The organism is Snodgrassella sp. CS2, assembly GCF_050310315.1.
Taxonomy (GTDB): domain Bacteria; phylum Pseudomonadota; class Gammaproteobacteria; order Burkholderiales; family Neisseriaceae; genus Snodgrassella; species Snodgrassella alvi_E.
In genome coordinates this window covers 108045-127741 of sequence record NZ_JBNPBA010000006.1, presented here as the reverse complement: position 1 = coordinate 127741, position 19697 = coordinate 108045, and the positions used below count along the sequence as shown (strand labels likewise).

The 19697-nt window shown below is 42.6% G+C and carries 16 protein-coding genes and 1 pseudogene; 12 read left to right on the top strand and 5 right to left on the bottom strand.

Annotated features, from left to right (window positions below; genetic code table 11):
* Positions 1-122: pseudogene (locus ACQP6D_RS09120) on the bottom strand (TrmH family RNA methyltransferase); the annotation flags it as partial.
* A gap of 213 nt (positions 123-335) precedes the next feature.
* Here ACQP6D_RS09120 and ACQP6D_RS09115 point away from each other — a divergent pair.
* The 4 genes from ACQP6D_RS09115 to ACQP6D_RS09100 all read left to right on the top strand — a co-directional run bounded on the left by ACQP6D_RS09115 (position 336) and on the right by ACQP6D_RS09100 (position 7286).
* Positions 336-1766, top strand: a complete 1431-nt coding sequence (locus tag ACQP6D_RS09115) for a UbiA family prenyltransferase (RefSeq protein WP_427858013.1) — start codon at positions 336-338, stop codon at positions 1764-1766.
* Between the two features lie 318 nt (positions 1767-2084).
* Positions 2085-4412: a hypothetical protein gene (locus ACQP6D_RS09110; protein ID WP_427858012.1), complete on the top strand. Its 2328-nt coding sequence runs from the start codon at positions 2085-2087 to the stop codon at positions 4410-4412.
* A gap of 365 nt (positions 4413-4777) precedes the next feature.
* Complete coding sequence (locus tag ACQP6D_RS09105; protein WP_427858011.1) at positions 4778-5965, top strand: M20 aminoacylase family protein; 1188 nt, start codon at positions 4778-4780, stop codon at positions 5963-5965.
* A gap of 40 nt (positions 5966-6005) precedes the next feature.
* Positions 6006-7286 carry an MFS transporter gene (locus tag ACQP6D_RS09100; protein WP_427858010.1) on the top strand — a complete coding sequence of 427 codons (1281 nt, stop codon included), beginning with the start codon at positions 6006-6008 and terminating at the stop codon, positions 7284-7286.
* Between the two features lie 59 nt (positions 7287-7345).
* Here ACQP6D_RS09100 and tkt read toward each other — a convergent pair whose 3' ends face one another.
* Positions 7346-9331: a transketolase gene (tkt, locus tag ACQP6D_RS09095; protein ID WP_427858009.1), complete on the bottom strand. Its 1986-nt coding sequence runs from the start codon at positions 9329-9331 to the stop codon at positions 7346-7348.
* A gap of 307 nt (positions 9332-9638) precedes the next feature.
* Here tkt and ACQP6D_RS09090 point away from each other — a divergent pair, with 307 nt between their 5' ends.
* Positions 9639-9962, top strand: a complete 324-nt coding sequence (locus ACQP6D_RS09090; protein ID WP_427858008.1) for a ComEA family DNA-binding protein — start codon at positions 9639-9641, stop codon at positions 9960-9962.
* A 25-nt stretch (positions 9963-9987) separates the two neighbouring features.
* On the opposite strand, the gene ACQP6D_RS09085 is transcribed toward ACQP6D_RS09090, so the two are convergent.
* The gene (locus ACQP6D_RS09085) at positions 9988-10875 is read right to left on the bottom strand and encodes a LysR family transcriptional regulator (RefSeq protein ID WP_267408340.1); all 888 of its coding nucleotides are present in this window, start codon (positions 10873-10875) and stop codon (positions 9988-9990) included.
* 228 nt (positions 10876-11103) lie between these two features.
* Here ACQP6D_RS09085 and ACQP6D_RS09080 point away from each other — a divergent pair, with 228 nt between their 5' ends.
* The 6 genes from ACQP6D_RS09080 to ACQP6D_RS09055 all read left to right on the top strand — a co-directional run bounded on the left by ACQP6D_RS09080 (position 11104) and on the right by ACQP6D_RS09055 (position 16813).
* The gene (locus ACQP6D_RS09080; RefSeq protein ID WP_427858007.1) at positions 11104-12459 is read left to right on the top strand and encodes a CitMHS family transporter; all 1356 of its coding nucleotides are present in this window, start codon (positions 11104-11106) and stop codon (positions 12457-12459) included.
* A gap of 41 nt (positions 12460-12500) precedes the next feature.
* Positions 12501-13838, top strand: a complete 1338-nt coding sequence (locus tag ACQP6D_RS09075) for an acyclic terpene utilization AtuA family protein (RefSeq protein ID WP_427858006.1) — start codon at positions 12501-12503, stop codon at positions 13836-13838.
* A 2-nt stretch (positions 13839-13840) separates the two neighbouring features.
* Entirely contained in the window at positions 13841-14143 is a 303-nt protein-coding gene (locus tag ACQP6D_RS09070; RefSeq protein ID WP_100139627.1) for an AtuA-related protein, read from the top strand.
* 126 nt (positions 14144-14269) lie between these two features.
* On the top strand, positions 14270-14923 hold the full coding sequence (atoD, locus tag ACQP6D_RS09065; protein ID WP_427858005.1) for an acetate CoA-transferase subunit alpha: 654 nt from the start codon (positions 14270-14272) through the stop codon (positions 14921-14923).
* Positions 14924-14935: 12 nt separating this feature from the next.
* Positions 14936-15601 (top strand): 3-oxoacid CoA-transferase subunit B, encoded by a 666-nt coding sequence (locus tag ACQP6D_RS09060; RefSeq protein WP_427858004.1) that lies wholly within the window; start codon positions 14936-14938, stop codon positions 15599-15601.
* A 30-nt stretch (positions 15602-15631) separates the two neighbouring features.
* Complete coding sequence (locus tag ACQP6D_RS09055) at positions 15632-16813, top strand: acetyl-CoA C-acetyltransferase (RefSeq protein WP_427858003.1); 1182 nt, start codon at positions 15632-15634, stop codon at positions 16811-16813.
* A 115-nt stretch (positions 16814-16928) separates the two neighbouring features.
* Here ACQP6D_RS09055 and ACQP6D_RS09050 read toward each other — a convergent pair whose 3' ends face one another.
* Positions 16929-17345 (bottom strand): GFA family protein, encoded by a 417-nt coding sequence (locus ACQP6D_RS09050; RefSeq protein WP_427858002.1) that lies wholly within the window; start codon positions 17343-17345, stop codon positions 16929-16931.
* Between the two features lie 116 nt (positions 17346-17461).
* Positions 17462-17845, bottom strand: coding sequence for an MAPEG family protein (locus ACQP6D_RS09045; RefSeq protein ID WP_267391478.1), 384 nt, complete (start codon positions 17843-17845; stop codon positions 17462-17464).
* A gap of 253 nt (positions 17846-18098) precedes the next feature.
* Here ACQP6D_RS09045 and ACQP6D_RS09040 point away from each other — a divergent pair, with 253 nt between their 5' ends.
* Positions 18099-19274: a phosphoglycerate kinase gene (locus ACQP6D_RS09040; RefSeq protein ID WP_427858001.1), complete on the top strand. Its 1176-nt coding sequence runs from the start codon at positions 18099-18101 to the stop codon at positions 19272-19274.
* Positions 19275-19697 lie beyond the last annotated feature (423 nt).

The window sequence follows — 19697 nt, the reverse complement described above, 5'->3', positions numbered from 1 at the left end:
GATAGATTCAGTGAGCGGATATGGGAAGTCTGAGGGATACGCAGGCAGTGATCTGCTCTGGCCTGTGCGAACTCCTGCGGCAGGCCGGTGGTTTCGCGGCCGAAGAGGAAATAGATTGCTTGCCTGCTGTTGCTGTAGTCAAATCCTGTGTGGGGACGGGTATAATTAGTCTAAAATTATTAGGTATATATTTACTCATAACTGTTTCTAAATCAGGGAAAGTTGTTCTTTATTTGTTTGATATCTGATTTAATCAAGATAAATAATCTATATGTTGATGGTATTGACAGTTATATATAAAATTATTTTTTTGTTTGATTTGCTAAGGAAAAATAGTGCAAGAATCTAGTCATCCACTTGTAGTGGATTTAGATGGAACCTTAATTCTGACTGATTCGTTACATGAAAATCTAATAACCTTGATTAAGATAAAACCTTATGTAATTTTTAAACTGATCAAGTTATGTTTTCATAGCAAGGTAGAATTAAAAAAATTTGTTTATGAGCAGACAGGTTATCGTGCTGAACAAATGCCTTATCGCCAAGAACTACTCGAATATATTTGGCATGAAAAACAAAATGGAAGAAAAATCTATCTAGCCACTGCTGCATATGAGGGTATTGCAGAAAAAACAGCTAACTATCTTCAATGTTTCGATGATGTTATTGCTACTAATTCTAGGCAAAATCTAAAAGGTATTAATAAACTCAATGCCATACGGGAAAAGATTGGTCAAGAATTTGTTTATGCCGGTGATAATGTTGCTGATTTAGTAATCTGGAAGGAAGCATGTGGTGCAATTGTAGTAGGAAAAAAAGTAAATCAATTAACTCTCAAGATTCAACAATCTGGAACACCTGTTTTAAAGAAATGGGAAAATACAGGTTTTAGCATCACTACTTGGATGAAAGCGATTCGCATACATCAATGGCTAAAAAATATTTTACTTTTTGTTCCTCTGTTAACTGCTTTTCAGTTCTTTGATTTGCATAAATTATTTACAACTTTTGTCGGGTTTGTGGCTTTTTCTTTAGGTGCATCAGCAACTTATATCCTTAACGATTTATGGGACATAGAAAATGATCGTGTCCATAGTAATAAAATGCAGCGCCCTTTTGCATCGGGAAAGTTATCAATCGTACAAGGTATAACAGCCAGTCTAGTACTATTAATCATTGCTGCTATTATTGCTATCAATATTTCTTGGATGTTTTTTAGTGTTTTTTTATTATATTTATTGATAACTACTATATATAGTTTGAGATTAAAACAAATTATATTGTTTGATATTATAATTTTGTCTGTTTTGTATACCATCCGAATTTTTGCTGGAGGTGTGGTTACAAATATTGATTTAAGCTATCCGCTTTTAGCTTTTTCAATTTCTATTTTCTTAAGTCTAGCTACAGTTAAACGTTGTACTGAGCTGATTGCTATGCCAGATGAAAAAAAAGTAATTGCTGGTAGGGGGTATATTAAATCTGATTTGGATATACTTTGGCCTTTGGGTATAAGCACCTATATCGGAGCCATTATTCTATTTGGTTTATACATCACTGCGTCTGAAACAATTGTTCTTTATCATGTCCCCGCTTTATTGTGGTTGGTGCAGCTCCTCATGATTTATTTGATAGGTAACTTATGGATGATGACAAAACGTGGTTTGATGAATGAAGATCCAATTGTTTTTTTAATTCAGGATAAAAAAAGCCTAGTTTTGCTGGCTTTAATTATAGGTATCATATTATTGGCTAGATATTTATAAATTTAGAAAGTGGAAAAGTTGCAGAAATATTTTCTACGTGCTGTTATTAATTCTAGAATACGGTTATAAGCCATTTTAGTACATTTCAATTCCGAACTATTTGTTTAGCAGGTTCATGCTGGATTCACTGTACTTTGCGTATCAGTTTTGATGATTTTGTATAACACACCTATTTAAATTATTGTTCACGAACGTTGACCAAAAATTTATGTCAGATACTGATAAGATAATTCGATAATTTGTATGAATTCTGTCTAGTACCGATATTGAGTTGATATGTGCCGCTTGTAATAATCTTAATGATTCGGATAAAAATTGATGAACCAAAATAAAATTAACCTTAAACAGGCTCTGTTATTTTCTATTTTTTATGCTATTAGTGTTATAACTATTTGTTGTGCGTTTCAGAACGATTTTTTTTGTGTTGATGATGCCGAATTTGAAATGCTGGGTTTTTTCAGACAGATGGGTCATATATGGTCACAGGGTAAAATACCTTTAATTGTTGATTCGATGTATTTTGGCGGTAATGAAGTGATTGATTTAGATAGAGGAATTTTTTTGCCGCAAAATATTCTCGTTTCTCTCATTACTTCCAAGTTTGATGATATTCAGTTACCTGGACGGGTATTAGCTTTCATTAATATTGTATTAGTATGCCTTTCGTCTTTGTCTATTGCTAAAACGTTCAAACTGCAAAATTGTTATGCTTATGCATTTGCTAGTTTAGCTGTGATTCAGCCAATTTTTCTTTATCAGTATTTAGGTGCATGGTGGAATGCAGCTAGTGGGCAGGCTTGGGCCATGGTTTCTATTGCCACTTTTTTGTTACTTCAAAATCATTTTTCTAAAACAAATATTGTTTTAAATTTTATTTCAGTCATTTTTTTGTTAGCAGCTGGCTGGCCACATGGTGTCATCGGTTACGTTGTTTTTGTTGTAGTCAGTGTAGCTTATCAACTAAAACAGCCTAATGGATTGCATAAAGCATTTTATTTAAGTTTACCTACTGTTTTGGCTTTTATTTTTGCTTTTCCGATTTATTCTGAATATATTTTTTCACATGAGTTAATTAACCGTGTTAGTGGATTTGATAACCAAAATAAAGCTTTTATACCGTCTTGGGCAACAATCATTATGGGTTTTTTTCCTACATTTTATGATTACATGACTTATTTTAGCTATAAATTAATACTCATTCCTTTAGGTTTTTCAACTTTATTCGTACCAATAGTTTTTTTTTACTACAATGTGAAATCATTATGGCAAAAAAATGACAATTTAAAATTATTTTTGACTTTAATGATTGCGTTTTTTGTTTTGTCACAAATGCCCAGTCAGTTTGGACCTTTTCGCTGGCCTTTTCGCTTTTTACCTTTTCTAAGTTTATTTGAGTGTTTAGCTGTATTCTATATTTTGCAATTTGCTCAAGGTGTAAATGAGAAAGGTATAAATTTAAATAAAAAAGTTTCTTTTGTTTTATACATTATCTTGGGCTGTTTTTTTCTTGGATTACCTTTTTATACCGGATTTGATACATTTGCGCTGATTTTATGTTTTATATTAATTTTATTTTTATTGGAGCGCGATTTATTTTTTTTAGATAAAAGTATTTTGGCAAATTTGAATAAGAAATATCTGTGTTTTATTCTTTTGTCGTCAATATTTGTTTTTTTTAATTCTTGGAATCTCCATCCTATTTATGTTGTGTTGCAGATTTTTTCAATTTGGTTACTTTTATTGAGCCCTAAATTTATAAAGAGAAAAAGCTCATTTTCAATGGTAGGGTTAAGTTTATTAATACTATTAATTATATTAAATGGATTGCCAACTTTGGGTGGCTATTATTCAAGACATACTGATTTAGCAGAGCGAATTAGTTTACCTAAAAATGTCAATTTGGAAGGCTATGTTTTATCGCTTCCTGATAATACTAATTTAAAACAGATTAGACAATTTAATGATATTGCTTCTGCTCTGTTTGGTTTTTATAGTATTAAATCAATTAATGGTTATACTCCGGTTGGTAATAAAAGATTAGATAAGATTCTGCCTGCAAATCAAACTTCGCATGGTATTTTCAAGCCTGAGATGGCTTTAAAGAATATTTTGCAATTATCTGACAAATCTCATGTTTGCCAGGCTGAGTTGATGCGTATTAGCACAATTATTGTAGATGAAGCTAAATATTCAGCTTTTAGTTCTCAGTTTACGCAATGTGGATATACCGAGGTTCAAAATGCTGGTAGCAAAAATGATCTTTATGTTTCGCTACCGTTTGACAAAACTATAGGATGGAACAGAAATTCTCCTTTTGTATTTCCTAATATTGCGGGCGTTAATGTATTATCACATCAGAATAATATTGATTTAATTAGAATCCCAGAACATAAAGAGGTGTTAACTCTTATTTTTCCTCGCTTATGGTGGTTTGGTTATACTGCAAAAATTAACGATCAATCTTTACCTGTTGTTGCGGATGATTCTGGATCTTTAGTGCAAGTTTCAGTCCCACCACAATGGAATGGTGTGTTAAAGCTTAGTTATTTTCCTGTTACTTGGCGCTATGTTTGGGTTTTACCTTTGGTTGCCATGTTTGCGCTAATTTTATTATTGATATTTAATAGAGATATGAAAATTAGGTAGAATATTGAATTTTTGTGAGAATTTAATATTCTGATATATATTAAAAGCTGGATAATACGTTTTTAATGTTTAAATGCACTTTATATTTTGATGTAAAGTGCATTTTCTTTTAAATTTTTTTGGATATTAATCTATCAATTAACAACTTAATTTTAATAATGTTGAAAAAAATTTAAGTTATTAGTTTGATTTTTGGATATAAATATGTAATCTATTTAAATAAATCATATATTTATATAATAGGCTCTTAATAATTAGCGTTTATAACATCAAATTCTGTTTTTAATTATTCTTTTTTGTCAATGAAAATCATGTTTGTTAAGCTATAATCCTTTCTTTTAAATAATATGTGTAAGGGTATGTTTATGAAAGCAGTTAGGGAAATGGTAGAGGCTGAATTGGATACTTTTGTTCAGTTGCGTCATGATATTCATCAACACCCTGAGCTGGCTTTTGCTGAAAATCGTACCAGTGATCTGGTTGCTGGTATGTTGGGGCAATGGGGTTATCAAGTTGAGCGAGGAATTGGAGGCACCGGTTTAGTTGCCCAGCTTCGAGTTGGTGATGGTTCAAAGAGTGTTGGTATTCGTGCTGATATGGATGCGCTTCCGATTTTGGAAGAAAGTGGTGTGACGCATTCGAGTAAACATGAAGGGAAGATGCATGCCTGTGGTCATGATGGGCATACGACGATGTTGTTGGCAGCAGCGAAAGTGCTGGCAAGTAGAAAAGCGTTTAATGGAACGCTGAATTTGATTTTTCAGCCGGCTGAAGAGTATGGTAAATCGGGTAGCGGCGCAATGCAGATGATTGCTGACGGCCTTTTTGAAAAATATCCGTGTGATGCGGTATATGGTATGCACAATATGCCTGGTTATCCTCAAGGTGAATTGCATTTTTATGATGGCTGGATGATGGCTTCTTCTGATGTGGCTACGATTACGGTTAAAGGGGTAGGTGGTCACGGGGCGAAACCGCATAATACGCACGACCCTATTGTGGCTGCTTCTTCTATTGTGATGGCTTTGCAGACGATTGTGTCTCGTAATGTAAATCCGCTTGATTCAGCAGTGGTGACTGTGGGTATGTTCCATGCAGGTGTAGCCAATAATGTGATACCGGAACAAGCTGAATTAAAGCTGACTGTGCGTTGTTTTAAGCCGGAAGTACGTAAGATGTTGCAGGAACGTATTGAGGCTATAGCTCAGGCTCAGGCACAAAGTTTTAATGTGGTGGCTTCTGTGGATTATCAACATGGTTATGCTCCTGTATTTAACACGAGTAAGGAAACACAATTTGCCCGTGATGTTGCCCGTGATGTGGTTGCAGAAGAAGATATTGTAGACCAGACGCAACCTATGGCAGGTAGTGAAGATTTTGCGTTTATGCTGGAAAAGTGTCCGGGAAGTTATTTATTTATTGGTAATGGTCTGAAGGAAAAAGATGCTGCTTCTGGTTTTGATCTGCATAATCCTTATTATGATTTTAATGATAAGAATATTGCTATTGGTGCCACTTACTGGGTAGCGCTGGCAGAACGATTTTTAAAATAATTTTGTTTTGATTTTTTTTATTTTATCAGGGAGTTTTAATATGAATACAGGCCAAGAGGCTGTTGAACACAAGAAGCCACCGGCGAAAGCGATAGCTGCGGCAGTAGCGGGTAATGCACTAGAATTTTACGATTTTATTATTTATTCGTTTTTCTCTGTTTATATTGCAAAGTCTTTTTTTCCAAATGATGATAAATTTATCAGCTTGCTGACTGCTGTGGCTGTTTATGGTGTAGGTTTTTTTACTCGTCCTCTTGGTGGACTGTTAATTGGTACTTATGCAGATAAAAAAGGGCGAAGAGCGGCCATGATATTAACGGTAACGTTAATTACGATTGGTACGCTGGGGCTGGCTGCTACGCCTAGTTATGAAAGTATCGGTATTGCTGCACCAATTATTGTGCTGTTGGCTCGTCTAGTACAAGGTTTGGCGCTAGGTGGAGAGGTTGGTCCGGCTTCGTCTATGCTTATCGAATCAGCGCCTCCTAATCAACGCGCTTTTTATGCCAGCTGGCAAATGGCTAGTCAGGGTATTGCAGTGGCTGTAGGCGGAGTGGTGGGTTATGTTGTTTCTGCTACACTGAGTTCCGAACAGTTGGCTAGTTGGGGATGGCGTATACCATTTCTGGTGAGTCTGGCATTAATTCCGATTGCCGTTTATATTCGCCGTGCTTTACCGGAAACTTTGGAAGAACCAGCCTATCATAGTGATTCTCAGATAATAAAGATAATATTCACGCGTTATCGAAAAGAGGTTATTCTGGGTATTTTAGCTTTGATGTCGACTGCTATTACGGCTCAGGTTGGCAATTATATGACTACTTTTGCTATTAATACGCTTGAGTTGAATCCGGCAGTTGCTCAAATTAGTACTGTTTTGGGCGGGGTAATGATGTTTCTGTTTTCTCTGCTAGCCGGTTTTCTGGCTGATAAATATGGGCGCAAAAGTATTATGCTCTGGCCACGTGTGGCTTTGATGTTGCTGATTGTGCCAATGTTTTATATGTTGGTAAAAACTGAAAGTGTGGCAATGTTGTTGCTGGTGACGATGACAGTTACGTTGTTAACAGGAATGAGTGGTGCCAGTAGTTTGGTGGCAATTCCAGAAATGATGCCGATTGCGTTGCGCGCAACGGGTGTATCGTTAATTTATGCGATTGGCGTGACATTGTTCGGAGGTACGGCGCAGTTTGTGTTAACCTGGTTAATAGAGCATTTTGGTGCAGTCTCCCCTGCTTATTATGTGGTGGTTACCAGTGTATTTTCTATCATAGCGATGTTGATGATGCCAGAAACGCGCCATGTTAATGTAAAAGATTGATGGGAATTGATCTGATATAAAAAAGCCAGCAATTACTGCTGGCTTTTTTACGAGTTGATTTAAATTAGGCGTTTAACCACATCAACTACTTGCTCAACGGTAAAGCCAAATTCTTTGAAGAGTTGCTCTGCAGGCGCAGATTCACCAAAGCGGTTGATGCCGATAATGGCTCCATTGTTGCCTACGTATTTGTACCAAGAATCACTGACGCCAGCTTCTATGGCAATACGAGGTATGCCGGCTGGTAAGACACTGTCGCGATATGCTTTATCTTGCCTGTCGAAGATATTGGTATTGGGCATAGAGACAACGGTAGTGCCTATGCCCATTTCGGCTAGTTTGCTTTGCGCATTAATGGCTAGTTCAACTTCGGAACCAGTGGCAATCAGTACGGCCTGTGTTGTTTTTTCATTTGCGGTTTTTAATACGTATCCGCCACGGCGTATATCTGCTAGCTGCTGGCTGGTTCTTGGCATAAAAGGTAATCCCTGACGGCTGAAAATTAAGCAGCTTGGGTGGTTTTCAGCAGCTACGGCATCAGCCCAGGCCACCAATGATTCTGCGCTGTCGCACGGACGCCATACACTCATATTCGGAATGAGGCGTAAGGTAGCGATTTGTTCCACAGGCTGGTGTGTAGGGCCGTCTTCTCCTAAGCCAATTGAGTCGTGAGTAAATACGAATATCGGATTGATACGCATCAGTGCGGCCATGCGCAGGGCATTACGTGCATATTCGCTGAACATTAGGAAAGTAGCACCAAACGGCTTAATACCACCATGTAGGCTTAGGCCATTCATAATGGCTGCCATGCCGAATTCGCGCACGCCATAATGGATGTAGTTGCCGCCGTCTGTGGCTGTTACTGTACTACTGCCGGACCAGTCAGTCAGGTTTGAGGGTGTAAGATCTGCAGAACCGCCAACAAACTCTGGCAGGATTTGCGCCAGAATTTCGATGCTGTTCTGACTGGCTTTACGTGTGGCTACTTTTTCTGCTTTATTGCATACTTGTTCAAGTGCGTTTTGCACGTGTTCGTTAAAATTTTCTGGCAATTTGCCATCCATGCGTCGCAAGAATTCGGCTGCTTCAGCCGGATATTGCTGCTGGTAACGGCTAAATAAATCTTGCCAGTCCTGTTCCAGTTTTGCGCCGGCTGCTGCTGCATTCCAATCGTCGTAGATTTCCTGTGGAATGGTAAAGGGCGCATGTGTCCAGTTAAGGGCTGTCCGTGTGGCGGCAATTTCTTCGGCACCTAGTGGGGCGCCGTGGGTTTTATGGCTACCCTCTTTATTAGCTGCACCTTTTCCAATTTTGGTTTTGCAGCATATGATAGATGGTTTATCAGTTTCTGCTTTAGCGGCGGTGATGGCTGCGCGGATGGCGGCTTCATCATGGCCGTCTACATTGGCCACGGTATGCCAGCCGTAAGCAGCAAAGCGTTCAGGAATGTTTTCGCTAAACCAGTTGTCTACTTTGCCATCAATGGAAATGTTATTGTCATCATATAAAACAATTAGTTTGCCTAGTTTGAGGGTGCCGGCCAGTGAGCATACTTCGTGTGAGATACCTTCCATTAAGCAGCCATCACCGACGAAAACGTAGGTGTAATGATCTATGATGTTGAAGCCGGGTTTATTGAATCGGGCTGCCAGAATTTTTTCGGCTAATGCCATACCAACTGCATTACCGATGCCCTGTCCCAGAGGACCGGTGGTGGTTTCGACGCCATCAGTGTAGCCATACTCGGGGTGGCCGGGTGTTTTGCTATGCAGCTGACGAAAGTTTTTCAGGTCTTCTATGCTGAGGTTGTAGCCGCTCAGATGCAGCAGGCTGTACAGCAACATGGAGGCGTGGCCATTGGATAAAATGAAGCGGTCACGGTTGTAGAATTTAGGATTTGCCGGGTTGTGTTGCAGGAATTCGCGCCACAGTACAGTTGCCATTTCGGCCATGCCCATTGGTGCGCCAGGGTGGCCGGAGTTGGCCTGTTGAATTGCGTCCATTGCTAGAAAGCGAATTGCGTTAGCCTGATGTGATGCCATGAAGTTGCCTTTTGATGAAGGGTGACAGCTGCCTGAATCAGCTTTGTTTTAGTGAGGTTCTAAACCTTGTTGTATGGGACAGGGTTTATCCGGTATGGATTATCCTGAATCTGTGCAAACCTTTCAAGGAAAGTATATTTTTTATGTTTGGTTTGTGGTGGGTTGTTTGGGTATTTGTGCTATATGAATTACAGAATGGGTATAAAAATAATATTTGCATAAATGTTATTTGTGTTTTATGCTTTTGGCACATTCTGAGTGTAAGGATGTGTTCAATTCTTCAACTGGATATGCAGGGGAAATGCAAATGCGGAAAATGTTTGTGCTGCTGACATTATTGTTGGCTATGGTTTCGGTGCGGGCAGCGGTAAATATTAATTCTGCTACAGCACAGCAGCTACAATCCTTACCGAATATTGGAGCGGTAAAAGCGCAGGCGATTGTGGAATATCGGAATGCACATGGTCCTTTTACTTCTACTGCGGATATTATGAAGGTAAAGGGTATAGGTAAGGCTACTTATGAGAAGTTGCAGTATGAAATTAGTGTGAGCGGTAGTAGTGCTTCGCCTGCTGTATCTCGTTCTGCATCCGGCCAGCGTCGTGCCCGTCTGGCTACTGCTGGAAAATAAAAAAATTATTTGCTAATACGGGTAGTTAATCGCTGAAGATATTGGCTTTGATATGGTGGTAAAAATTCTCCGCCTGTGCTGAGAGTTTTCGTTCTTTGTGTTTTATCAGATATATGGATCGTTCCAGATTCATGTCTTGTACGTCTTTGACGACCAGATTATTGTGCTCAAACTGAAATAAGGTCAGTCTGGGCACAAGTCCAATGCCATAGTTTGCTGCAACCAGCCCCATCATGGTGGTGAGTTGACTGACTTCAACTACATAATTAATTCCAAATAAATCAACGATTTTATCGACATAGTGGCGGATGCTAGTGCCTTTGGTGAAGCCTATCATGTCGTATTCCAGTAGATCTTTGAGTTGGATATTGTCTTTGCACGCCAATGGATGGTTTATATGACAAATAAGATGAAATTTATCTGAAAAAAGAAATTCAGATGATATTTCTGTTAAAGACGGGGATTTGGCGGTTAAGGCCAGCTCGGCGTGTCCTTGTAATAAAGCTTGTAGGCATAAGTCCCATTGTGTGTCTAACAGTTCGACTTTGATGTTGGCATGCCGGTGATGAAAGGTGGCCAGCAGCTGCGACACCCATTGCACGACGATGGAGGGCATGACTGCGAGTATTAATTTTTCCTGATAGGCATTGGCATGAGAACGTATTTCTTTGGTTGTCCGTTCGTAAGCAAACATGAGTTCACGTGCCAGTTTGATGAAGTGGATACCGTTTTCATTTAGGCGAACTTTGCGGGTATCTCGGTCAAACAGGCGGTAGCCGATTTCCTGTTCTAAATTAGCTATAAGGCTGCTGAATGCAGGCTGAGATAAATGAATTTTCTGTGCGGCTCGGGTGAAATTGTCTTCTTCGACCAATGCGAGAAAAGCTTTTATCTGTTTGATTGATATATTCATATATCATTAATTGCCGTTTTTATTTTTATCATTTTCTACGATAGCATATTTTCTGCAAAGTTTATTATTTTTTTTATCAATGTTTTTTAAAGCGGATTTGATTAATCGATTTTCTTTATTAATCCATCTTTTTAATCGATTAGACAGGGTGGGTCGTTATGGTGAGAATGCTGCATTGTTGGATATTGATTCTTTTTTTTATTAATAACGACCCAAAAGGGGACTTTTATGCTGGCTTTAATAGGCATATTAACTATTGCAACTTTGCTGTTTTGTATTATGAGCAAGCGGCTATCGCCGATTGTCGCTTTAATTACGATTCCGATTCTGGGAGCGGTGGTTGCGCTTTATGCTGTGCCATTGTTTGATGGTGGTCAAGAAATTGTGCCACATTACACCACGATTCCTAAGATGGTGGTGGCGGGGATTGCGAAACTGGCACCGATGGCGGCTATGTTCGTGTTTGCCATTATTTTCTTTGGTGTGGTAAGCGATGCGGGGATGTTTGATCCGATTATTGCCAAAATTCTAAAGGTTGTCGGTACCAGTCCGAAGAAAATCATTATCGGTACGGGTGTGCTGGCGCTGATTGCGCATTTGGATGGTAATGGTGCGGTGACTTTTCTGATTACTGTGCCGGCGATGCTGCCTTTGTATGACAAGTTGGGCATCGATAAAAGAATTCTGGCCGGTATTACGGCATTGAGTGCTGGTGTAAATTTTCTGCCTTGGACGGGGCCGATGATTCGCGCTGCGGCTGCTTTGGATGTATCGACGCATGATTTGTTTACGCCTTTGATTCCTGCACAGATTTGCGGTTTGGCATTCATGGTATTTATGGGCTGGTACTGGGGTCGTAAGGAAGAACGGCGTTTGAGGCTGGCTGGAGCTACAGCCGGTGCTGGTGGTGATGAAAATGCGGTAACGCATTTTGCGCCTAAGGAGCTGACTGAGGAAGAACACAAACTGCGTCGTCCGCATTTATTCTGGCCGAATATTATTCTGGTGGTTTTGGTGATTACCGGTATGGTGGCCACTAAGATTCCGCCGGTTGTTATTTTTATGGTGGCCTGCTGTATTGCGCTGACGCTGAATTACCGTAAACCGGCTGAGCAATCTGCGCGAATTAATGCGCATGCTAAGGGTGCGCTGATGATGGCCTCGATTTTGTTTGCGGCAGGTGTGTTCACTGGCATTATGGGTGAATCCGGCATGCTTAAGGCAATGGCGGTTTCTGCTGGCCATTTTGTGCCTGATGCGCTTTCTTCTCATATTCCGTTTATTGTCAGTCTGATTGCGATGCCGCTGAGTCTGGTATTTGATCCTGATTCTTATTATTTCGGCATTATGCCGGTAGTGGCGAATATTGGCGGTTTCCCGCCGATTGAGGTGGCACAGGCTTCTTTGCTGGGACAGATGACTACAGGTTTTCCGGTAAGTCCGCTGACTCCTGCTACTTTTCTCTTATGCAGTCTGTGTGGTGTGGATCTGGCCGATCATCAGAGATTCAGTATTCCGGTTTTGTGGCTGGCTTCAATTGTGATGGCGATTGGTGCAGTGGTGACGGGTGTATTCCCGCTGTAAAAGGCTGTTTGTAAATTATTGTGTGTAATGAGGTATGGATGATGAAAAAAATCAGAATTGGTTGCGGTGCCGGATATGCCGGCGACCGGATTGAGCCGGCAGTTGAGCTGGCTGAAAAAGGGAATATTCAGTATCTGGTGTTTGAATGTTTGGCTGAGCGGACGATTGCGATTGGTCAGCGCCAGAAAAAACACAATCCGGATGCTGGTTTTAATGAATTGCTGGGTGCACGCATGCGGGCGGTATTGCCGGCCTGTCTGGAAAAAGGCATTAGGATTGTGACCAATATGGGTTCTGCCAATCCGCGGGCTGCTGCGAAGTTAACTGCTGAGATTGCGCGTTCGCTAGGCGCTAAAAATCTGAAAATTGCGATTATTGAAGGTGATGATGTTTTTGAACAGGTCATGCAGCAGGATTTGCTGCTGGATGAACAGCAAAAACCGGTATCGCAATGTGGCAAGAAAATTGTATCCGCCAACGCCTATATTGGTGCGGAACCCATGGTGCAGGCGCTGGCTAACGGGGCGGATATTGTGATTGCAGGCCGTGTTTCTGACCCGTCTTTATTCCTGTCTATTATGATGCATGAGTTTCAATGGGCAGAGGATGATTGGGCGCATCTGGGTAAAGGCACGATTCTGGGACATTTGTTGGAATGTGCCGGCCAAATTACCGGTGGCTATTTTGCTGACCCAGGCTATCGTGATGTACCTGATCTGGCATGTTTAGGCTTTCCAATTGCTGAAATCAGTGCAGATGGTGATGCAGTGATTACTAAAGTTGAAGGTTCTGGCGGTATGGTGACGCCTGATACTTGTAAAGAACAGATGCTGTATGAAATTCATCGGCCGGATGAGTACAAAACGCCGGATGTGACTGCTGATTTCAGTCAGGTAACGTTTACTCAGGTGGGTAAGGATCGTGTGGCGGTATCAGGCGGTACCGGCCGTGCGCGTCCAGAAACGTTGAAGGTGTCTGTGGGTTATGAGGATGGCTTTATTGGTGAAGGTGAGATGAGCTATGCCGGCCCTGGTGCGGTTGAGCGTGGTCGTTTGGCTTTGGACATTGTGAAAGAACGTTTTGCGATTACTGGTGTGCAGCCACAAGAGGTTCGTTTCGATTTAATCGGAGTGGATTCGTTGCATGGGGCGACGTTGTCTCGGAATAGTCAGCCTTACGAAGTGCGTGTACGTGTAGCCGGCCGTTTTGAAACGAAAGCTGCTGCTGCGGTGGTGGGGAATGAAGTGGAAGCTTTGTATACCAATGGTCCTGCTGGCGGTGGCGGTGCAATGAAGTCTGTCAAAGAAATTGTGGCGATGGATTCTACTTATATTCCGCGTAATCTGGTGACAACCAGCATTGACTATCTGGAGGTTTGATAATGAAGCTACGTGAAATTGCACACTCTCGTACTGGTGATAAGGGCAATACTTCTAATATTTCGGTAATTGCTTATCAACCTGAAGACTTTGAGCGTCTGAAAGCGGCTGTTACACCGGAAAAGGTGAAAGCGTTTTTTGCTGACGTTGTGACTGGTGAGGTGGTGCGCTATGAGCTGCCAAATATTGGTGCGCTGAATTTTGTGATGTATGGCGCGCTGGGTGGCGGGGTGACCCGTTCTCTGGCTCACGATATGCATGGCAAAGGGCTAAGCGCCGCAATTCTAGATATGGATATTGAGTAATTGCTAAATGGCTGGCGGTAGCTGTGGGCACCGCCGGCTGACAAGACGAAATGTCCTGATGTGCATGTAGGCTGGAAGGATAGTTGCTTTTTGTCTGGATTTTGGTTTGTCTCAGGTTAGAAAAATATGAAAACGAAACAGCTCAGTTTGGCAGATGTGAAAAATCATCTGTGGGATGGCATGACAATTATGTTTGGCGGTTTTATGGGTATAGGTACGCCCGCCAGATTAGTACAGGCCATTCTGGATGCAGGGGTGAAAGATTTAACGATTATCGGCAATGACACGGCATTTGTGGAAACCGGTGTAGGGCCGTTGATTACGCATAATCGGGTGAAAAAAGTAATTACTTCCCACATTGGTACCAATCCGGAAACTGGTAAAAAAATGATTGCCGGCGAGATTGAGGTGGAGCTGGTGCCGCAGGGTACTTTGGCTGAGCGTATCCGTGCAGCCGGTGCTGGTCTGGGCGGAGTGCTGACGCCAACAGGGCTGGGAACGGTGGTTGAGGATGGTAAGCAGAAAATTGAGGTGAATGGGCGCGAGTTTCTGCTGGAACTGCCTCTGGAGGCTGACTTGGCTATTGTGGAAGCCAAAACGGCCGATAAGCTGGGTAATTTGGTGTATGAGCTGGCGGCGCAGAATTTCAACCCGCTGGTTGCTCTGGCGGCGAAAACGGTAATTGTGGAAGCGAATAACGTGGTTGAAGTAGGCGCAATTACACCAGATGCAGCGATTACGCCAGCAGCACTGATTGATTATATTGTTTATCCAGCATAGGGGATTATTGCCATGAATGCAAAAGAGCTGATTGCACGCAGAATTGCGCTGGAATTTAATGACGGTGATGTGGTGAATCTGGGGATTGGTCTGCCGACACAGGTGGCCAATTATGTGCCGGAAGATGTTCATATTACCTTGCAGTCTGAAAATGGTTTTCTGGGTCTGGCAGCATTTAATCCAGATGAAGCCAATCCGAATATGGTGAATGCTGGGGGGCAGCCGTGTGGTATTGCTGCTGGTGGCTGTACTTTTGACAGTGCGTTTTCATTTGCGCTGATTCGCGGCGGCCATGTGGATGCCTGTGTGCTGGGTGGTCTGGAAGTGGATCAGGAAGCCAGCCTGGCCAATTGGATGGTACCTGGCAAAATGGTGCCGGGCATGGGAGGAGCGATGGATTTGGTTACCGGAGCTCGTCGTGTGATTATCGGTATGGAACACTGCACGAAGAACGGTGAATCGAAGATTCTGAAAAAATGTAGTCTGCCGCTGACAGCTAAAAACAAGGTAAATCTGATTGTTACTGAGCTGGCGGTGTTTGCTTTTGACGATGGGCAGCTGGTGTTGCAGGAGCATGCGCCGGACGTTGATTTGGAAACGATTAAGGCCAAAACACAGGCTGAATTTGTGGTTGCAGAAAATTTCTGCGAAATGACAATCAGCCAGCGAGGTCTGTAAAACGGGCAGTTGTCAGGTTAAGGAGTAGATATGGAACATGCGGTAATTGTTAGTGCAGCGCGTACACCAGTAGGCAGTTTCAATGGTTCGCTGGCCAGTGTGGGTACGGTGGATTTAGGCAGATTAGTGATTGCAGAATCGATTAGTCGTGCCGGTGTCGATGCGGGGCTGGTTGATGAAGTTGTGATGGGTAACGTGTTGCAGGCAGGACTGGGACAAAATCCGGCACGGCAGGCAGCACTGGCAGCTGGGTTGAATGATACGGTACCGGCTTATACGGTAAATAAAGTATGCGGTTCTGGCCTGAAAACGGTGGCTTTGGCGGCACAGGCTATTGCAGCTAAAGATGCAGAAGTGGTTATTGCGGGTGGTATGGAAAATATGAGCCGTGCACCGTATCTGCTGGACAGTGGAGCACGCTGGGGCTTTCGTATGGGCAATCAGCAGGTAATTGATACGATGGTTCATGATGGTCTGACTTGTGCGACCAATCATTATCATATGGGTATTACTGCTGAAAATATCGCACAAAAATATCAGATTAGCCGGCAGGAGCAGGACGGGCTGGCTTTACGCTCGCAGCAGCTGGCGGCACAGGCTGTGGCTGCTGGTGTGTTCGACGCTGAAATTGTGCCGGTGACGATTAAGTCGCGTAAGGGTGAAGTGGTGTTTGCTCGTGATGAGTATCCGCGTGCAGAAGCAACTGCTGAGGGGCTGGCTAAGTTAAAACCGGCTTTCCGTGCCGATGGTACGGTGACGGCGGGTAATTCATCTGGTATTAATGATGGTGCGGCAGCAGTGATGGTGATGGCGGAAAGTAAAGCCAGAGAGCTGGGTTTGCAACCGCTAGCGCGTATTCGTAGCTATGCCAGTGCCGGTGTTGATCCTGCGCTGATGGGTTTGGGACCTGTACCGGCTACACAGAAAGCTTTACAGAAAGCCGGTCTGTCTTTAATGGATATTGATCTTATTGAAGCTAATGAGGCTTTTGCTGCGCAGTTTCTCGGGGTTGGGCGTGAGTTAAACTTTGATATGGATAAAACCAATGTTCATGGTGGGGCAATTGCACTTGGTCACCCCATTGGTGCCAGTGGTACACGTATTCTGGTAAGCCTGCTGTATGGTTTGCGTAAACGTGATGTACAGCTTGGTTTGGCTACGCTGTGTATTGGCGGCGGTCAGGGTATTGCCATGATAGTGGAACGGATGTGATGTTGTCGCAATTGTGTTAGTAAGGAATGGAATATGTGAGCCATATAATACGGATGTGTTATGTGGCTTGTTTTTTATCAGAAGCTATACCTGTTGATATGGTGTGACTGGTATTTTAGTTTTTATCTGCAATCATTTGCAGAATGTCGGCTTCTGTCATGTTATGGGTTTGATTGGCGAAGGTGTAGCAGTCGGGTTTGTTGTCTATATACACTTGTAGGTTGAAGTCCAGTGGCAGGGGTGGTTTGAAAATCCATGCAGCTATGTAATATAGGCCGTTGTGTTTTAATCGGTAGTAAAGATGGGTGCCGCATGCTGAACAGAATGCCCGTTCTGCCCATTCTGATGATTGATAATGAGTAATCAGCTCTTTGTTGTGAAAGTGAATTTTGCCAGTATGCATGATGGTCATTAATGGACCAGCATTCCATTGGCGGCAGGTATGGCAGTGGCAGGCACTCATGGAATAATTTTCCAGTTCAAGGGAAAAAGTAATTTTTCCACACAAACATGAGGCAGTGTGATTTGCCATGTATGGACTCCGATAGAAGATGTAAAGTGTAGTAGACGGCAGCTGTTAGGCTTTATGTCTGACTACTGCTGTCTGTAGGCTTTGGTTATGTTTTTATATTGCTACTGACTACACTTTTAGATGGAAGCGATATATAAGGAGATGATGCACACGACGCCTACTCCCCAAATGCAGGAGCGGGCAAAGGGTTTATCTTTGATGTAGCAATATAGGTAACCTAGCCGGCTGAGTATGAATAGAACGCTCCAGTAATTAATAGTGAGCTGAGCAGCCTTGCCAGTGGCATGAGCTATGATAACCGCAGCGGCAAAGGGGGCAAAAATTTCGTAACCATTCTGTTGCGCTGCATTGGCGCGAGCAGCTTTGCCATACGCTCTAGCCAGAAATGCGCGCGGTTGATGATTGTCGTCGGCAATGAAACCACCGCTTTTTTTTGCATAAAAGGCGGTAATCCATGGCAGTAGCATGGCTATGAAAACACACCAGTAGGCAAGGGTCATGATGTTATCCTGTTGAGTATGCTTATATGTTGGGTTGATAATGGTATTAACTATATTAAGGGTATATGTGCTTTCGGTTTTATCCGGTTTCTGACTTTACCCTGAATTTAAATTATAAGATAATTCAAAGTTTTTCAAGTTTTTTGTGCTTGATAACTATTTTTATGTGTTTGTTGCGCTGATGAGGTGGTCGTCGGGCGGTTTTGGGTGGTAAGGCGATTTTGTCGGCGATTTTTGTTTCGGGAACTCTACCATGTTGTTTAAAAAGTTGGCTGACCAGAATGTGTCGGGCAAGACTGTTGTTATTCGGGTGGATATGAATGTGCCGGTAAAGGATGGTGTGATTGCAGATGATACGCGCATTCGTGCTTCGCTGGCTTCAATCCGTTTTTGTTTGCAGCAAGGGGCTGCTGTGGTGGTATTGACGCATCTGGGGCGTCCGAAAGCTGGAGCACCGAAGCCGGAAGACAGTGTGGCGCCGGTAGCACAGCGTCTAGGCGAGCTGCTGGGGCAAGAAGTCAGGGTAGTGGAAGATTGGCGTGAGCATAAACCACAGTTACAGGCGGGAGAGGTGGTGATGCTGCCTAATGTGCGCCTGAATGTTGGTGAAAAAGAAAATGACTCAGCTCTGGCTGCGGCTTATGCTGCGCTGGGTGATGTGTATGTAAATGATGCGTTTGGGACGGCACACCGAGCTGAAGCTTCTACTGTAGCGGTAGCCGCGGTGGTGGGTATGGCCTGTGCTGGTATGCTGTTGACTGCTGAGCTAGATGCGCTGTCACAAGCGTTGCAAAATCCCCAAACACCGGTTGTTGCGATTGTGGGTGGCAGTAAGGTATCGACTAAACTGACGATTCTGGAGAGTTTGGCTGATAAAGTGGACCATTTGATTGTTGGCGGTGGGATTGCTAATACTTTTTTGCTGGCACAAGGTTTGCCAGTGGGACAGTCGCTGGCGGAATCGGAGCTAGTAAACAGTGCGCGGCAGATTCTGGACAAAATTGCGGCTAAGGGCGGGGATATTCCCCTGCCCACTGATGTGGTAGTGGCAAAACGCTTTGCGGCAGATGCGCCGGCTGAAATCAAAAATGTGGCAGATGTGGCGGCGGATGATATGATTTTGGATATTGGCCCGCAGTCGGCACAAAAGCTGGCACAGATGCTGAAATCGGCCAGAACAATTGTTTGGAACGGCCCAGTAGGGGTGTTTGAGTTTGCTTCGTTTGCGCATGGTACTGAGGTGCTGGCTGAGGCAATTGCGGCTAGTGAAGCTTTTTCAATTGCCGGTGGCGGCGATACGCTGGCGGCGATTGCTCAGTTTGGTGTCAAGGATGATATTAGTTATATCAGTACTGGCGGTGGTGCATTTTTGGAGTTTTTGGAGGGTAAGACTTTGCCAGCTGTGGCTGCGTTAACTGCCCGTGCGTAGGTCGGAATAATTCTGCCGGTACTGCTCTGGTCTCTATGATGATGGCGAAACCGCTACTAGTAGCGGTTTCGCTTTTTTTATGGCCGTAAATCCGGCTGTTAGGACTACTCTGATGTGATGATAAAGAATGAGATTATGGATTTGTTTGGATTTAAATGAGTGCCGACGCAGGCAGAAAGCAGAATTTTTTTCAAAATGCGCACTTTTTTAATTTTTTGCTTGGTCTGTTTTTACTTATCAACTATAGCCTGAATGTTAATTTTTTGACAATGGCTTATTTTCAAGTTAATAATAATGCTGTTTTGTTAATTTTATTTTAATTTTGTTTGTTTAGGTCATTTAATTTCATTGATTTATAAATAATTATTTCAAATATTGGTATTGATTGCTGGCTGACGGGCAGGGTGGAGGCTTTGCGTGTTG

What these genes read in the sequence shown, in the direction of transcription:
- ACQP6D_RS09100 (WP_427858010.1), top strand. Translation starts at nt 6,006, where the DNA reads ATGAATACAGGCCAAGAGGCTGTTGAACACAAGAAGCCACCGGCGAAA.
- tkt (WP_427858009.1), bottom strand. Translation starts at nt 9,331, where the DNA reads ATGGCATCACATCAGGCTAACGCAATTCGCTTTCTAGCAATGGACGCA.
- atoD (WP_427858005.1), top strand. Translation starts at nt 14,270, where the DNA reads ATGAAAACGAAACAGCTCAGTTTGGCAGATGTGAAAAATCATCTGTGG.
- ACQP6D_RS09085 (WP_267408340.1), bottom strand. Translation starts at nt 10,875, where the DNA reads ATGAATATATCAATCAAACAGATAAAAGCTTTTCTCGCATTGGTCGAA.
- ACQP6D_RS09075 (WP_427858006.1), top strand. Translation starts at nt 12,501, where the DNA reads ATGAAAAAAATCAGAATTGGTTGCGGTGCCGGATATGCCGGCGACCGG.
- ACQP6D_RS09070 (WP_100139627.1), top strand. Translation starts at nt 13,841, where the DNA reads ATGAAGCTACGTGAAATTGCACACTCTCGTACTGGTGATAAGGGCAAT.
- ACQP6D_RS09110 (WP_427858012.1), top strand. Translation starts at nt 2,085, where the DNA reads ATGAACCAAAATAAAATTAACCTTAAACAGGCTCTGTTATTTTCTATT.
- ACQP6D_RS09090 (WP_427858008.1), top strand. Translation starts at nt 9,639, where the DNA reads ATGCGGAAAATGTTTGTGCTGCTGACATTATTGTTGGCTATGGTTTCG.
- ACQP6D_RS09040 (WP_427858001.1), top strand. Translation starts at nt 18,099, where the DNA reads ATGTTGTTTAAAAAGTTGGCTGACCAGAATGTGTCGGGCAAGACTGTT.
- ACQP6D_RS09080 (WP_427858007.1), top strand. Translation starts at nt 11,104, where the DNA reads ATGCTGGCTTTAATAGGCATATTAACTATTGCAACTTTGCTGTTTTGT.
- ACQP6D_RS09060 (WP_427858004.1), top strand. Translation starts at nt 14,936, where the DNA reads ATGAATGCAAAAGAGCTGATTGCACGCAGAATTGCGCTGGAATTTAAT.
- ACQP6D_RS09050 (WP_427858002.1), bottom strand. Translation starts at nt 17,345, where the DNA reads ATGGCAAATCACACTGCCTCATGTTTGTGTGGAAAAATTACTTTTTCC.
- ACQP6D_RS09055 (WP_427858003.1), top strand. Translation starts at nt 15,632, where the DNA reads ATGGAACATGCGGTAATTGTTAGTGCAGCGCGTACACCAGTAGGCAGT.
- ACQP6D_RS09045 (WP_267391478.1), bottom strand. Translation starts at nt 17,845, where the DNA reads ATGACCCTTGCCTACTGGTGTGTTTTCATAGCCATGCTACTGCCATGG.
- ACQP6D_RS09105 (WP_427858011.1), top strand. Translation starts at nt 4,778, where the DNA reads ATGAAAGCAGTTAGGGAAATGGTAGAGGCTGAATTGGATACTTTTGTT.